Annotated in this window: 15 protein-coding genes and 5 tRNA genes; 9 read left to right on the top strand and 11 right to left on the bottom strand. The window is 75.4% G+C overall.

Annotated elements, in window-relative coordinates; translation table 11 throughout:
- Positions 1 to 12 precede the first annotated feature (12 nt).
- Entirely contained in the window at positions 13 to 426 is a 414-nt protein-coding gene (locus tag K304_RS0103820; protein WP_003959770.1) for an SsgA family sporulation/cell division regulator, read from the top strand.
- Between the two features lie 175 nt (positions 427 to 601).
- The gene (locus K304_RS0103825; RefSeq protein ID WP_027762666.1) at positions 602 to 1,165 is read left to right on the top strand and encodes a CGNR zinc finger domain-containing protein; all 564 of its coding nucleotides are present in this window, start codon (positions 602 to 604) and stop codon (positions 1,163 to 1,165) included.
- A 39-nt stretch (positions 1,166 to 1,204) separates the two neighbouring features.
- Here the strand turns inward: K304_RS0103825 and K304_RS27140 are convergent, their stop codons facing one another.
- Both K304_RS27140 and K304_RS0103835 read right to left on the bottom strand, forming a co-directional pair.
- Positions 1,205 to 1,468: a hypothetical protein gene (locus K304_RS27140; protein ID WP_037789182.1), complete on the bottom strand. Its 264-nt coding sequence runs from the start codon at positions 1,466 to 1,468 to the stop codon at positions 1,205 to 1,207.
- 69 nt (positions 1,469 to 1,537) lie between these two features.
- The gene (locus K304_RS0103835; protein ID WP_027762667.1) at positions 1,538 to 2,086 is read right to left on the bottom strand and encodes a hypothetical protein; all 549 of its coding nucleotides are present in this window, start codon (positions 2,084 to 2,086) and stop codon (positions 1,538 to 1,540) included.
- A gap of 117 nt (positions 2,087 to 2,203) precedes the next feature.
- On the opposite strand from K304_RS0103835, the gene K304_RS0103840 reads away from it, so the two are divergent.
- Positions 2,204 to 2,722: a DsbA family protein gene (locus K304_RS0103840; RefSeq protein ID WP_037789183.1), complete on the top strand. Its 519-nt coding sequence runs from the start codon at positions 2,204 to 2,206 to the stop codon at positions 2,720 to 2,722.
- A gap of 28 nt (positions 2,723 to 2,750) precedes the next feature.
- Here the strand turns inward: K304_RS0103840 and K304_RS0103845 are convergent, their stop codons facing one another.
- From K304_RS0103845 to K304_RS0103855, 3 genes are read right to left on the bottom strand one after another with little or no spacing between them, the layout of a single operon-like run.
- The gene (locus K304_RS0103845; protein WP_027762669.1) at positions 2,751 to 3,608 is read right to left on the bottom strand and encodes a GNAT family N-acetyltransferase; all 858 of its coding nucleotides are present in this window, start codon (positions 3,606 to 3,608) and stop codon (positions 2,751 to 2,753) included.
- 4 nt (positions 3,609 to 3,612) lie between these two features.
- Positions 3,613 to 4,434, bottom strand: coding sequence for an aminodeoxychorismate lyase (locus tag K304_RS0103850; protein ID WP_027762670.1), 822 nt, complete (start codon positions 4,432 to 4,434; stop codon positions 3,613 to 3,615).
- Positions 4,431 to 5,534, bottom strand: a complete 1,104-nt coding sequence (locus K304_RS0103855; RefSeq protein WP_027762671.1) for a chorismate-binding protein — start codon at positions 5,532 to 5,534, stop codon at positions 4,431 to 4,433. The genes K304_RS0103850 and K304_RS0103855 overlap by 4 nt, the downstream gene beginning before the upstream one ends.
- 153 nt (positions 5,535 to 5,687) lie before the next feature.
- Between K304_RS0103855 and K304_RS0103860 the strand changes: the two genes are divergently transcribed.
- The 5 genes from K304_RS0103860 (at position 5,688) to K304_RS0103880 (ending at position 6,132) form a co-directional block, all read left to right on the top strand.
- A tRNA-Gly gene (locus tag K304_RS0103860) sits at positions 5,688 to 5,760 on the top strand.
- Positions 5,761 to 5,787: 27 nt separating this feature from the next.
- Positions 5,788 to 5,858 (top strand) — tRNA-Cys (locus tag K304_RS0103865).
- A gap of 1 nt (position 5,859) precedes the next feature.
- A tRNA-Val gene (locus K304_RS0103870) sits at positions 5,860 to 5,931 on the top strand.
- Positions 5,932 to 5,978: 47 nt separating this feature from the next.
- Positions 5,979 to 6,050, top strand: a tRNA-Val gene (locus K304_RS0103875).
- A 10-nt stretch (positions 6,051 to 6,060) separates the two neighbouring features.
- A tRNA-Val gene (locus K304_RS0103880) sits at positions 6,061 to 6,132 on the top strand.
- A gap of 54 nt (positions 6,133 to 6,186) precedes the next feature.
- Here the strand turns inward: K304_RS0103880 and K304_RS0103885 are convergent.
- The 3 genes from K304_RS0103885 to K304_RS0103895 form a co-directional block, all read right to left on the bottom strand.
- Positions 6,187 to 6,474, bottom strand: coding sequence for a TFIIB-type zinc ribbon-containing protein (locus K304_RS0103885; RefSeq protein WP_027762672.1), 288 nt, complete (start codon positions 6,472 to 6,474; stop codon positions 6,187 to 6,189).
- A 42-nt stretch (positions 6,475 to 6,516) separates the two neighbouring features.
- On the bottom strand, positions 6,517 to 7,563 hold the full coding sequence (locus tag K304_RS27145) for a phosphotransferase (protein WP_051307840.1): 1,047 nt from the start codon (positions 7,561 to 7,563) through the stop codon (positions 6,517 to 6,519).
- A 216-nt stretch (positions 7,564 to 7,779) separates the two neighbouring features.
- Positions 7,780 to 7,992, bottom strand: coding sequence for a hypothetical protein (locus K304_RS0103895; protein ID WP_027762673.1), 213 nt, complete (start codon positions 7,990 to 7,992; stop codon positions 7,780 to 7,782).
- Between the two features lie 586 nt (positions 7,993 to 8,578).
- Here K304_RS0103895 and K304_RS27150 point away from each other — a divergent pair.
- Positions 8,579 to 9,817 carry a serine/threonine-protein kinase gene (locus tag K304_RS27150; RefSeq protein ID WP_037789185.1) on the top strand — a complete coding sequence of 413 codons (1,239 nt, stop codon included), beginning with the start codon at positions 8,579 to 8,581 and terminating at the stop codon, positions 9,815 to 9,817.
- A gap of 90 nt (positions 9,818 to 9,907) precedes the next feature.
- Here K304_RS27150 and K304_RS0103905 read toward each other — a convergent pair whose 3' ends face one another.
- From K304_RS0103905 to cobA, 3 genes are all read right to left on the bottom strand, one after another.
- The gene (locus K304_RS0103905; RefSeq protein WP_027762674.1) at positions 9,908 to 11,023 is read right to left on the bottom strand and encodes a MerR family DNA-binding transcriptional regulator; all 1,116 of its coding nucleotides are present in this window, start codon (positions 11,021 to 11,023) and stop codon (positions 9,908 to 9,910) included.
- Positions 11,024 to 11,093: 70 nt separating this feature from the next.
- A complete protein-coding gene (locus K304_RS0103910; RefSeq protein ID WP_027762675.1) occupies positions 11,094 to 11,912 on the bottom strand; it encodes a TrmH family RNA methyltransferase in 819 nt (272 codons plus the stop codon).
- A 7-nt stretch (positions 11,913 to 11,919) separates the two neighbouring features.
- Positions 11,920 to 13,134 carry a uroporphyrinogen-III C-methyltransferase gene (cobA, locus tag K304_RS0103915; RefSeq protein ID WP_027762676.1) on the bottom strand — a complete coding sequence of 405 codons (1,215 nt, stop codon included), beginning with the start codon at positions 13,132 to 13,134 and terminating at the stop codon, positions 11,920 to 11,922.
- Positions 13,135 to 13,196 lie beyond the last annotated feature (62 nt).

The following is a 13,196-nucleotide window of genomic DNA, read 5'->3' on the forward strand; positions in this document are numbered from 1 at the left end:
GCCCTGGCGCTTATGAACACCACGGTCAGCTGCGAGCTGCACCTGCGCCTCGTTGTTTCGAGCGAGTCCTCACTGCCTGTACCCGCGGGCCTGCGGTACGACACGGCCGATCCCTACGCCGTGCACGCCACCTTCCACACCGGCGCGGAGGAGACCGTCGAGTGGGTCTTCGCCCGCGATCTCCTGGCCGAGGGCCTGCACCGGCCCACGGGCACCGGTGACGTCCGCGTCTGGCCGTCCCGCAGCCACGGTCAGGGAGTCGTCTGCATCGCCCTCAGCTCCCCGGAGGGAGAAGCCCTGCTCGAAGCGCCCGCCCGGGCGCTCGAGTCGTTTCTCAAACGGACCGACGCCGCTGTGCCCCCCGGCACGGAGCACCGCCACTTCGACCTGGACACCGAGCTCTCGCACATCCTCGCGGAGAGCTGAGACTCCGCCGGTCCGCCGCAGCCGTCCGACTCGGGGCGACGTCTGCGGTGGCCGGTGGCCGGACCCGGCCCGACGGCGCCGCCGCCGCGCGCACCGCGCGGGGGCGGCGCCGTCGGGCCCGGGCAGCGGCTAGGCTCGGGCGGCATCGGACACCCGCCGAAGGCCAGGAGCGACGGTGCAGATCAACCACGACACCCGGTGCGCGCTCGACGACGTCGTCGACCTGCTCAACACCGCGCCGGACGGTGACACGCCCGACGGTCTGCTCTCCGTCGACGAGCTGCGTGCATACGTGGACCGCAACGCGGTCAGCGACGTCGGCGCGCTCGGAGAGGACGACCTCGCGGCGGTCCGCTCGGTGCGGGAACGCTTCGCCGGCGTCTTCGCGGCGCCCGACGCCCGCACCGCCTCGAAGCTGATCAACGCCCTGGTCGCGGAGGCCGGCACGACGCCGCAGCTCACCGACCACGACGGCTACGACTGGCACGTGCACTACTTCGCGCCCGGCGCCTCCGTGGCGGACCACCTCGCCGCGGACGGCGGGATGGCGCTGGCGTTCATCCTCGTCGCCGGGGAGCGGGAGCGGCTGCGGCGGTGCGAGGCGCCGGACTGCGGGCGGGCCTTCATCGATCTCTCCCGCAACCGCTCCCGCCGCTACTGCGACAGCCGTACCTGCGGGAACCGGCTGCACGTGGCCGCGTACCGGGCGCGGCAGCGGGAGTCCGCGGACGCCGGCTGACCCGCCGGACGGCACCGAAGGCGTCCGGCCCCGCCGCGGTCACAGGATCAGCAGGTCGTGCACCCCGCACAGACCCAGCAGCGCGCCGATCACGGCGAGGAAGAGCATCAGCGGCGGCTGGGAGAGCGCGAAGAGGCAACCCCGTGCCTCCTCCCCCGGCTCCCGGCCGGCGGCCCCGGGCGGGACGGGGAGCGCCGCGGACGGCGGGACGGGGACCGGCGTCGCGGCGGGGGCGGGGACCGGCGCGAGGGCTCGTCCCGGGTCGTTGAGGTCGCCTGGAGGGGCGTGCGTGGTGCGCTGCATCTCGCGGTGATGATGACGCAGACGAACCCCGCGGCGCCGGTCAACACGCCCGGTGCCGCGGCGGGTTCGTCAGATGCCGTGCTTCTTCAGGATCGCCTCGATGTCGGAGAAGTCGTCCTCGCCCCCCGCCGGACGGCCGCCCCGTGCTCCGCCGGAGGCCGTGGCCGGCTCCGCCGCACGACCGGCCGCCTGTGCGCCGGCTGTGGCGCCGGACCCGGCGCCCAGCGCTCCGGCGGACGCCTGCGGGGCACTCGCCGTGCCGAGCCCCTTCCGCTCGGCACGGGCCGCGGCGCGCCGCTCCCGGCGGGACGGCCGCCGCTCCCGGCCGGAGCCCCGGCCGGCGGCGACGCGGGCGATCACGTACAGGACGACCGCGAGGGCGAGCACGCCGAAGCCGGCCCAGACCTCCGGGTCGAGCACCAGGTCGGTCGCCCAGCCGCCGACGGCCCGGCCCACCTTCCCGGCGAGGCCGATCAGGCCCGCCATGGCCAGCCCGATCGGCACCAGAGCGAATGCCGCGATGCGCGTCGCGGCGGCGAACCGGCGCCGGTAGGCCGTGAGGAGGGCGATGGCGAGTCCGGCCGCGGAGAGGGCGGCGCACACGGTCGTGGTGAGCATGTCTCCATCGTGCACCTCGGACCGCCCGAGCGGCCATGCCTCCGGGAAACGCCGGGAGCGGAATCCGGGGGAAGTCAGGGTCCGGGGCGCCGCCCGCGGGGTGCGAGACTGTCCGCCATGAACGCTTCCTCCCCCGCCATTCCCCCGGTGCTCGACGTGTGGTGCGAGCTCCAGTGCACGGACTGCCGCCGCGCCCAGGACGACCTGCGTGCCCTGCGCGAGCGGTACGGCGACGCTCTGGAGATCAGGTGGCGGCACTTCCCGCTGGAGAAGCACAGGCACGCCTTCGCGGCGGCGCAGGCGGCGGAGGAGGCCTACGTGCAGGGCAGGGGCGACACGTTCGTGGCGGCGGTGCTGGAGCGTGCCGAGGAGCTGGGCCGGCGCGGCGAGGAGCTGTTGCTGGAGGTGGCCGCCGAGGTGGGGGTGGACCCCGACGAGGTCGCGACCTCGCTGGTGGACGGCCGGCACCTGCTGGTGGTGGACGCCGACCAGGCGGAGGGGCAGGCGATCGGCGTCACCGGCACGCCGACGTACGTCATCGACGGTGAACGGCTCGACGGCGGGAAGAGTCAGGAGGGCCTGCGGGAGCGCATCGAGGAGATCGCCGACCGGCTCCTGGGACGCGCCCGGTCGTGAGTCACGAGCCCTGCCCGGCTCCGGCCGGTCACAGCAGCGGCTTGGCCAGGTGGTGTTCCACGGGCCGGTAGCCGAGGGACGCGTACAGCCTGCGGGCCGGCGCGTTGCCGCTGCGCACGTTGAGGCCGAGCACCCGCGCGCCCGCCTCGCGGCACACGTCCTCGGCGGCCCGCATCAGGGTGCGGCCGTGGCCGCGGCCGCGGTGCTCCGGGTCGACCTCGACCGCGTACACCCAGGCGTCGGCGTCCGGGCGCGGTGCCCCGTCGAGACGCAGCCAGAGGACCCCGACGGCGGTGTCGCCGTGCAGCAGCCGGTGGAAGGACATCCCCGGCGTGGCGGGGCCGTCCGGCAGCAGGGTGCGCTGGGCGCGTTCGGCGTCCCGGGCGGCGCGTTCCGGTGCGGCGCCGTCGGCGGTCAGCCCGGCGGCGAACTGGGCCAGGTCGCGCGCGCTCCACTCCCGGTAGTGGTCGTCCGTCATCGGCCGCAGGCGGACGCCGTCGGGCGGGACGGCAGGCGGGCCGTGCGGGTGGAGCTCCGTGAGCAGGTGGCGAGCCCGCTCCGTGTAGCCGAGGGCCGCGGCCAGCCGCAGTGCGGGCTGTGCGGCAGCCGGGACGGCGACGGCGAGGCGTACGCAGCTCCAGCCGCGCAGGAGTTCCTCGGCGGCCAGGGCGGCGACGGTCGCGCGGCCCCGGCGCCGGTCGGGCTCGTCCACCTCGATCGCGGCGATGCGGCCGGTGCGCAGCCCGTGCTCGTCGGCCGCGGTGACGTGGAGGCCGCCGGCCCGGCGCCCGTTGACGCAGATGTCGTAGCGGCGGCTGCGGGAGGTGCCCGGGGACGCGTCGTCGCCGGGCTCCTCCGGGCCCGCGGGGCGGAGGGTGGTGGTCACGCGCTCACGGCTCCGGGACGGCGGCGGAGCGCTCCTCGAAGAGCCGCATGGCCTTGGCCGTGACCGGGCCGGGTGCGTCGCCCAGAGTGCGGGGACCGACGCGGTGGACGGCCTGCACGTCGCGCAGGGAGGAGGTCAGGAAGATCTCGTCGGCGCGGTCCAGGACGTCCATCGGCAGGTCGGTCTCGCGGGCGCCGGACCACTCGGCGACCAGGGCGCGGGTGATGCCCGCCAGGCAGCCGGAGGTCAGCGGCGGAGTGTGCAGTTCGCCGTCCAGGACGACGAAGACGTTGGAACCGGTCCCCTCGCACAGCCGGCCGGCGGTGTTGGCGAACAGTGCCTCGGTGGCGCCGTCCTGCCGGGCACGCGCGAGGGCGATGACGTTCTCGCCGTAGGACGTGGTCTTGAGGCCGGCCAGGGCGCCGTGCTCGTTGCGCGTCCAGGGAACGGTGACGACGGCCGTGGTGTCCGGCCGGCGTGCGGCCTCGCCGAGCGCGACGACCAGGGTGGGGCCGGCGTCGCCGCGGTCGGAGCCGAGCGGCGAGTGTCCGCCGGTGTAGGTGATGCGCAGGCGGCCGAGCGGCATCGGGTTGCCGGCGAGGACGGCCGCGCAGGCACGCCGGACCTCGTCCAGGTCGGGTGCGGGCAGGCCCATGCCGCGGGCGGAGACGGCGAGCCGGTCGAGGTGACGGGTGAGGGCGAAGGGGACGCCGTCGGTGGCCTTGACCGTCTCGAAGACGCCGTCGCCAACGGTCAGGCCGTGGTCGAACACGGAGACGCGTGCGTCGTCGGCCTCCCGCAGGGAGCCGTCGAGCCAGATCCTCACGTGGTGGTCCTCTCCTCCTGCCGGTTGCCCGGTACGGGTTCCGCCGGGTCTGTCCCCGACGCTACCGCGAGCAGCCGGAAGGCCTTGAGCTCGGTCTCCGCCCATTCCCGCTCCGGGTCGGAGTCCCAGGTGATGCCGGCCCCGGTGCCGAAGCGCAGCACGGGCCCGGCCGGGTGGGCACGGTCGATCCAGAACGTACGTATGCCGACGGCGAGTTCACCCGTCCCGCGGTCGGCGTCCACCCACCCGACGCCGCCGCAGTACGGGCCGCGCGGCGCGGTCTCCAGAGAGCGGATGACGCCCAGTGCGCTGCGCTTGGGGGCGCCGGTGACCGAGCCGGGCGGGAAGGTGCCGTCCAGGAGCCGGGCCCAGGTGCGGCCGTCACCGGCGTCGGCGATCCGGCCACGGACGGTGGAGACCAGGTGGACGAGCCCGGGGTGCGCTTCTACCGCGCACAGGTCGGGGACGGTCACCGAGCCGGTGGCGCAGACCCGGCCGAGGTCGTTGCGGACCAGGTCGACGATCATCACGTTCTCCGCATGGTCCTTCTCCAGCAGGTCGGCGGCGGTGCGGCCGGTGCCCTTGATCGGGCCGGAGGTGACCGTGTCCCCCTCGCGCCGCAGGTAGAGCTCCGGAGAGGCGGTGGCGACCTCGACGCCGTGGGCCGGGAGGCGGACGGTGCCCGCGTACGGCGCCGGGTTCCCGGCAGCGAGCAGCGCGCCGAAGGCGTCGACGTCGGATGCCTCGGGCCGCGGGTCGGGGAGCGGGGCGGTCAGGACGCGGCAGAGGTTGGCCTGGTAGACGTCGCCGGCGGCGATGTGCTCGCGGATGCGGCGGACGCCCGCGGTGTAGCCGGCGCGGTCCAGGGAGCTGGTCCAGTCGCCGGGGGCGGGCCCCCGCCAGCGGGCGTGGTGCGGGCGCCGGGAACGGGCCGGATCGGGCCGGACGTCGCCGAAGCGGGCGCAGGTCAGCCCGCCCTCGAAGTCCGCGACGACGGCCCACCAGCCCCGGGAGTCGAGGGCCTCGGGGTCACCGGTCACCTCGCGCAGGTCGGTGGCGAGGAGACCGCCGAAGCGGGCGAGAGGCGGCAGATCGTGCACGCGTACGAGTGTAGGAGGCGCGCCTGAGCGGCCACGCTGCGCAAACGGAATTTGAGCCTGGCCCGGAATCCGATAGAGTTCACCACGTCGCCGGGTCGCGGAAGTGGGCCGGAGACGGGTGGCTTCCGGGCGCACGTCCCGGTGGAGACCCACGCGGACGTGGCTCAGTTGGTAGAGCATCACCTTGCCAAGGTGAGGGTCGCGAGTTCGAATCTCGTCGTCCGCTCGGATGGGGGCCCTGCGTCCCCGCCATGGTGGAGTGGCCGAGAGGCGAGGCAACGGCCTGCAAAGCCGTCTACACGGGTTCAAATCCCGTCTCCACCTCGGACGATTAGCTCAGCGGGAGAGCGCTTCCCTGACACGGAAGAGGTCACTGGTTCAATCCCAGTATCGTCCACTGGCCCTGCACTCCTCCGCCCTCGGGGCGGTGGGGGTGACGGCCCCGCGCGATTAGCTCAGCGGGAGAGCGCTTCCCTGACACGGAAGAGGTCACTGGTTCAATCCCAGTATCGCGCACGCATGTCCCGGACGATTAGCTCAGCGGGAGAGCGCTTCCCTGACACGGAAGAGGTCACTGGTTCAATCCCAGTATCGTCCACGCGTCATGACAGCCCCCTGCCTTCCCGGCCGGGGGCTGTCGTCGTTCCGGTCGTCAGGAGGAGAAGAGCATCCTGCCGAAGCCGCGGTGGCCGTGCCCGCGGTGACCGTGGTGGCCGTGGTGCGGAGCGCCCCAGGCGGGGCCGGCCGGGTAGGACTGCGGTACGGGTGCGGCGGGCGGTGCCGGCGGCGGCGCCTGGCCCGACCACTGCGACTCGAAACGGCTCAGCGCCTCGAGCTCCCCGTAGTCGAGGAAGATCCCCCGGCATCCGCTGCACTGCTCGATCTGCACGCCGTTGCGGTTGTACGTCTGCATCGGCGCGCGACACTTGGGACACTGCATCGTCTGCAACTCCTCGCCTGTCGTTTCACTGGCTCCTTAACCCTACGGCCGGGCGGGGCCGGGTAGTTCGACGATTCTGCAACAAGCCTCGACGAGCGCGCGCTCGTCCGCGTCGAGGGTCCGCGCCTCCGGTGTCGCCTTGGCCACGGCGACCGCCGCGGTCTGCACGGTGAGCGCCCGCGCGGGCTCGTCGAGCCAGTCCCAGAGGTCGTCCACCGGCAGGCGGCGGACGGCGAGGTAGCCCACGAGCAGCCGCTCCCAGGCAGGGGGCGGCAGCAGCCCGGCGGCGAACCAGGCGGCGGGCCGTGCCAGGTCCCAGGCGGGGTCTCCGAGTCCGAGATCGTCGATGTCGATGAGCTGCCACCGACCCTCCGGCGGGGGGTGGCGGACGAGTTGACCGAGGTGGAAGTCGCCGTGACACAGCGCCCGGGGCCGCCCCGGGGGCGGCGCGGCCTCCGCGCGGCACCAGGCGGGCAACCGTGCCCAGGCGCCTTCCACCGCGTGGCGCGCGGCGTCCAGCGAGGCGTCCGCGTCCTCCGGTGCGGCACGGCCCGTCGTCCCGCCGACGGGCGCGGCCGGAGCGGCGGGCGCGTCGGGCGCGTCGGGAGCCGCCCGGGCGTCGCGCATCCGCGTCACGGCGGCCGCGGCCTTGAGGGGGCCGCGCATCGGCGGCAGCGGGCCGTGGCGTCGGGCGATCTCGTCGTGCGGCGCGGTGTGCAGCCGGGCGAGGAGCGTCCCGGCCTCCTCCCACGGAGCCGCCTCCGGATCGGCCGGGTCGACGGGGACCCCGTACGGCCAGACCGTGGCCGGACGCCCGTCATGGAGCAGGCCGGCCGGTTCGGGGCGCAGCGGCGGCAGCAGGACGCCGCGCAGGGCGGGGTCGGCGGCGACCCGCAGCCGTACGGCGAGTGCGGACGGGTCCACGTCGGGTGCGTGGGCCTTCGCCACCGCTCCCCCGGCGCGGACGACCGTGCCGTCGGGGCGGTCGGCGAGCAGCACGGGCTCCCGGCGCGGCGGGGGCAGAAGGGCGGCGAGCTCCGCGGCCGGCGACGACCCGGACGGCGGCGGAGACGGGGCGTGCTGCTGCATGCGCACGGATCGTACGCGGCGGCCGCGACGGACGGCACGGGGCGGTGCGGCGCGGGCGGTGCGGGACCGGACCGGACGGCACGGGCCTGGACGGCGTCGAGCCCGGGCAGCTCCCCAGCTGCCCGGGCTCATCTGCCGTCCGCCGCACCCCCGTCCCCACGGGGCTGATGGCCGGCTGTCCCCGGCTCGGGCCGCTCTCCCGAGCCCCGGGGCGTCTCAGCGCCCCAGTATTCCGGCCACGGACGACGCCTGGGTGACGACCGCCTCCACGCCGCCGAAGACGACGGCGAGGAGCAGGGCCATCGGAAGGACCATGACGGCGGCGGCGACGGGATGCCGGCGGCCGCCGGGGCGGGCGCCGAAGGCGGACGTCGCCGCCGCCAGTCGTCCCTGCACCCGGGACGCGGTACGCCCTGCTGTGTGCGCCATGGCTCCAGCTCCTGTCCGGTTCGGGGCGGCGGGCGTCTGACCTCGGGGGACGAGTGCGTTCGCCCGCCGCTGGAAACCACACTAGGCGCGCGAGAAAGCGGGTGCGTCATGCCCGCGTACCGACTGCGGGGCCTCCCGCAGGATGACGGCGCAGGCGCCGGACTACTCCCCTGGGTGGAGGCGCGTCGCGCCAGGTCGGGGGTCTCCCGGAAGGGGCGGGGCCGGGGCGTGCGGGTCACCTGCTGCCGCCGTGGGGCGCCGCAGGCGGTGACGTCGCTCACGGAGGCGGCAGAGCAGCGCCGCTGGGACGGCAAAGGGGCCCGGTGGTACGGAGACACCGGGGTCACGCCCCGGCGGGGCGACGGCCTGTCAGAAGGAGGGACGCGTGGGGCAGTTGGCGTGCAGGGTGGTGCGGGGGACGGCTCCGCCGGACCGGGGAACGGCGGAGAGGGCCACCGGCCCGTACTGACACGGAGTCTGACGGCACGTGTGCCGCCTCTCGTTGCCGGGGGCCCGTAGTCCGTAAGCTGTCCCCGTCAGCAGGACGGCGGCGGTTGGGGTCTCCCACCGGAGGTAGGGGAACGACATGGCGATGATGCGGCTCCGGCGCGAGGACCCGCGAGTCGTCGGCTCGTTCCGGCTGCACCGGCGTCTGGGGGCCGGCGGAATGGGCGTCGTCTACCTGGGGTCCGACAAGCGGGGCCAGCGCGTGGCGCTGAAGGTCATCCGGCCCGACCTGGCCGAGGACCAGGAGTTCCGGTCCCGGTTCGCCCGGGAGGTGTCCGCCGCGCGGCGGATCCGCGGGGGATGCACGGCCCGGCTGGTCGCCGCGGACCTGGACGCCGGGCGTCCGTGGTTCGCCACGCAGTACGTGCCCGGCCCCTCCCTCCACGACAAGGTGACCGAGGAGGGCCCGCTGCCCGCCTCGCAGGTCGCGTCCATCGGCGCCGCCCTCGCGGAAGGGCTGGTCGCCGTGCACGAAGCGGGGGTCGTGCACCGCGACGTGAAGCCGTCCAACATCCTGCTGTCCCCCAAGGGCCCGCGCATCATCGACTTCGGCATCGCGTGGGCCACGGGAGCGAGCACCCTCACCCACGTGGGCACGGCCGTCGGCTCGCCCGGTTTCCTCGCTCCCGAGCAGGTGCGGGGCGCGGCGGTGACCCCGGCCACCGACGTGTTCTCGCTCGGTGCGACGCTCGCCTACGCCGCGACCGCGGACTCCCCCTTCGGCCAGGGCAGTTCGGAGGTCATGCTCTACCGCGTCGTCCACGAGGAGCCGCACCTGCACGGGGTGCACGCGGCGCTCGCTCCGCTCATCGAGGCGTGCCTGGTGAAGGCCCCCGAGGAGCGGCCCAGCACGTTGCAGCTCTCGCTGCGCCTCAAGGAGATCGCCGCCCGCGAGGCCCGCGGTCTGCCGGACGCCGCCGTGCCGGCGGAGCCGGCCGCGGCGGGGCGCGCTCAGCGCCGGCCGACGGGGTCGCGGGCGGAGGAGTACGCGCGGCAGCGCACCGAGCACGACGGGGGCGGTCCGGCGTCGCGCACCGGTGCGTCGCCACGCACGGGGGCACGGCGTCCGGCGCAGCGGCCGTCCGCGCAGCGCGGGGGCCCGGCAAGGAAGCCGGCCACCGCCGGCCGCTCGGGCGGCCGGCCCGCACCGGCGGGCCGGGGCGGCGGCCCCGACCGGCGGCTGCTGCGGCAGCGGCTCTTCGTCTTCGTCACGGTGACGCTGCTGGTCGCTCTGGGCATCGCGGCGGCCCAGGGCTGCGAGAGCTCCCTCGACGCGCTGGGCGCTCCCGGGCCCGCCCCGGCCTCCGCGCCCCGCTGATCCCCGCCACGCGCACGGCGGCGCCCCGGCCATGGCCGTGGGGTGGCCGGTGAAGCCGTGGGGCGACTCGTGCCGTGCCGGCGCACGGGCTCAGGCCACGAGCAGGCGCAGGCCCAGCTCTGCCTCGTCGAGGGAGACGAGGTCCCGGTTACGTGCGGCCCAGCGGCCCGAGGAGAGGTCGTCGCGGAGGCTGTCCACCGCCCGCTGCTCAGCCTGGGGCCCGACCCTGGTCCATACCGATACCGCACGGCGCACAGGGTCCTCCAGGTACGCCTCGGGCCGGCGCCAGTGGGCCTCGAAGAAGCCGTCGGCACAGTCCCACGGGATCAGCACCGGCTGGGCGCGGCCCCCGATCGCGCGGGTCATGTCGGCCAGTGAGGGCCAGCCGACGAGAAGGCCGGCGAACTCGGGCAGGTAATCGCGGGTCAGCCAGAACCGGTCGAGTCGGCCCGGCGAGCCGGCGTCGTAGGTGAACACCACCACGCGCCGGGCCACTCGCCGCATCTCGCGCAGCCCGGCGATCGGGTCCGCCCAGTGGTGAACGGTGCTGACCGCCATCGCGGCGTCGAACGACTGATCGGCGAAAGGCAGGCGTTCCGCTCCGGCGGCCACGCACGGCGCCGCACCCGCGGGGCGCTGCGCCCGCATCACCGCCGACGGTTCCACCGCTGTGACCTCGCGGTCCGGGGGCTCGTAGGAGCCGGTGCCGGCCCCGACATTCAGGACCGTACGGGCATCTCCGAGCGCGTCCCAGATCCTCGCGGCGATCCGCCGCTCCGTGCGCCGCGTCGCCGGGTAGGCGGATCCGATGGATTCGTACAACTGCGCGCCGAACACTTTCAGTTGATCCTCCGGCTTCGTCCGGATCCCCATCGCTCGTGCCTCCAGCTCCTCGTCGATGGCCGCCACCGTGGCGGCCAGGCGGTCGCGCTGTTCCTGCAGCAGGCCGCGGAGCCGGCGCAGGCGGGCGACCGCGTCGGTGGTCGGGTCGTCCACCAGGTCCGCGATCTCCCGCAGGCCGAAGCCCAGCCGCCGGTAGCCGAGCACCTCCCGCAGCCGCTCCACGTCGCCCGCCGAGTAGGCCCGGTACCCGGTCGCGGTCCGCGCGGACGGCGGCACGAGGCCGATTTCGTCGTAGTGATGCAGCGTGCGGACGCTCACGCCGGCCAGCTCGGCCACGCGGCCCACGGTCAGGTGTTCCTCCATGCCGACGACGATGCGGCATCACGCCGCGTGAGGGTCAAGCGGATGACCCGACCGGGCGGCCGCGACGGTGTCACCCGGGGGAGCCGGAGGCCACCGCGTAGAAGGCCACGGCGGCGGCCGCGGCGACGTTGAGGGAGTCCACGCCGGCCGCCATGGGGATGCGCACGCGCCGGTCCGCGGCACGCTGGGCGCGCTGCGTGAGGCCGTCGCCCTCGGCGCCGAGCAGCAGCGCGACCCGCGCGCCGGCCCGTACGGAGGCGACCTCGCCGAGCGACTCCGCGCCGCCGTCGGGTGTGAGGGCGAGCACCTCGAACCCCGCGGCGCGCACCGTGTCGAGGCCCTGCGGCCAGGCGTCGAGGCGGGCGTAGGGGACGGAGAAGACCGCCCCCATCGAGACCTTCACCGAACGCCGGTACAGCGGGTCCGCGCAGGACGGCGACAGCAGCACCGCGTCCATGCCCAGGGCCGCCGCGCTGCGGAAGATCGCACCGATGTTGGTGTGGTCGTTCACGGCCTCCATCACGGCGACGCGCCGCGCGCCATCGAGGAGCCGGGCCGGTGCGGGGAGCGGTCTGCGTTCCATGGAGGCGAGGGCACCGCGGTGCACGTGGTAGCCGGTGACCTTTTCGGCCAGTTCGGGGCTGACGACGTACACGGGGGCGGTCGCGGCGGCGGTGACGTCGGCCATCGCGTCTGCCCACTTGGGCGTCAGCAGCATCGACCGCATGCGGTAGCCGGCCTGCAGGGCGCGGCGGACGACCTTCTCGCCCTCGGCGATGAAGAGGCCCTCGGCGGGTTCGCGGCGGCGCCGCAGTTCGACGTCGGTGAGGCAGGTGTAGTCGTGCAGGCGGGGGTCGTCGGCGCGGGTGAGGGTGAGAGGTTCGGGCATCGGCCGGTCAGCCCTCCGCGCCGACGCCGACGACCGGACCGACGACGATGACGGCGGGCGGCCGTACGCCCTCGGCCTCGACGACGCCGGCCACCGTCTCCAGTGTGGCGTCGACACGCCGTTCGGCGGCCGTGGTGCCTTCCTGGACGACGGCGACGGGCGTGTCCGGGGCGCGCCCGTGCCGCACGAGGGTGGCGGCGATGGCACCGATCTTCTCGACGGCCATGAGCAGCACGAGGGTGCCGCGCAGCCGCGCGAGGGCTTCCCAGTCGACGAGGGACTGCGGGTCGTCGGGGGCGACGTGGCCGCTGGCGACGGTGAACTCGTGGGCGACGCCCCGGTGGGTGACGGGGATGCCGACGGCCGCGGGGACGCTGACGGAGCTGGAGATGCCCGGCACCACCGTGACCGGGATGCCTTCACGGGTGAGCTGCTGGACCTCCTCCATGCCGCGGCCGAAGACGTAGGGGTCGCCGCCCTTGAGCCGGACGACGAAACGTCCGGCGCGGGCGTGTGCGACGAGGGCGTCGTTGATGGCCTGCTGCGCCATGGCGCGGCCGTAGGGGATCTTCGCGGCGTCGATGACCTCGACGTGCGGCGGGAGTTCGTCGAGCAGGTCGCGCGGGCCGAGGCGGTCGGCGACGACGACGTCCGCCTCGGCGAGGAGGCGGCGGCCGCGCACGGTGATGAGGTCGGGGTCGCCGGGTCCGCCGCCGACGAGGGCGACGCCGCCGGAACGGGCGCGGCGGTGCGGCGCGCCGAGACTGCCGTCCCGGAGGCCGTCGACGATGGCGTCGCGCAGCGCGGCGGAGCGGCGCGGGTCGCGGCCGGTGAGGACGGCGACGGTGATGCCGGAGGTGCGCCCGGTGGCGGGCGTCCAGGCGGTGGCGGCCTCGGCGTCGTCGCTGCGCACGGCCCACACGCGGTGGGCCTCGGCCTCGGCGGAGGCGCGGGTGTTGGCGGCGTCGTCGTCGGTGGCGATGAGCGCGTACCAGGCGTCGGCGAGGTCGCCTTCGCGGTAGCGGCGCCGCTCCCAGGTGATCTCGCCGGCCTCCGCCATGGCTTCGACGGAGGGCGTGGCGGAGGGCGAGATCACGGTGATGTCCGCGCCCGCCGCGACCAGCGCGGGGAGGCGGCGCTGGGTGACGGTGCCGCCGCCGAGGACCACGACGCGGCGTCCGGCCAGGCGCAGGCCGACGGGGTAGGCGGGGGTGTCGGGCATCGGGTGCGGCTCTCCTTGCGGGATGGCGCGGTGCCGCTGCGGCGTCGGAGCGGCGGGTGAGG

The sequence above is a fragment of the Streptomyces sp. CNS606 genome (assembly GCF_000426325.1).

Excerpts from the sequence above, each read along its gene's own strand:
- K304_RS27140 (WP_037789182.1), bottom strand. The coding sequence starts at position 1,468 with ATGCAGCGCACCACGCACGCCCCTCCAGGCGACCTCAACGACCCGGGA.
- K304_RS0103885 (WP_027762672.1), bottom strand. The coding sequence starts at position 6,474 with ATGCAGTGTCCCAAGTGTCGCGCGCCGATGCAGACGTACAACCGCAAC.
- K304_RS0103835 (WP_027762667.1), bottom strand. The coding sequence starts at position 2,086 with ATGCTCACCACGACCGTGTGCGCCGCCCTCTCCGCGGCCGGACTCGCC.
- K304_RS0103895 (WP_027762673.1), bottom strand. The coding sequence starts at position 7,992 with ATGGCGCACACAGCAGGGCGTACCGCGTCCCGGGTGCAGGGACGACTG.
- K304_RS0103820 (WP_003959770.1), top strand. The coding sequence starts at position 13 with ATGAACACCACGGTCAGCTGCGAGCTGCACCTGCGCCTCGTTGTTTCG.
- K304_RS0103840 (WP_037789183.1), top strand. The coding sequence starts at position 2,204 with ATGAACGCTTCCTCCCCCGCCATTCCCCCGGTGCTCGACGTGTGGTGC.
- K304_RS27145 (WP_051307840.1), bottom strand. The coding sequence starts at position 7,563 with ATGCAGCAGCACGCCCCGTCTCCGCCGCCGTCCGGGTCGTCGCCGGCC.
- K304_RS27150 (WP_037789185.1), top strand. The coding sequence starts at position 8,579 with ATGGCGATGATGCGGCTCCGGCGCGAGGACCCGCGAGTCGTCGGCTCG.
- K304_RS0103910 (WP_027762675.1), bottom strand. The coding sequence starts at position 11,912 with ATGCCCGAACCTCTCACCCTCACCCGCGCCGACGACCCCCGCCTGCAC.
- cobA (WP_027762676.1), bottom strand. The coding sequence starts at position 13,134 with ATGCCCGACACCCCCGCCTACCCCGTCGGCCTGCGCCTGGCCGGACGC.
- K304_RS0103905 (WP_027762674.1), bottom strand. The coding sequence starts at position 11,023 with ATGGAGGAACACCTGACCGTGGGCCGCGTGGCCGAGCTGGCCGGCGTG.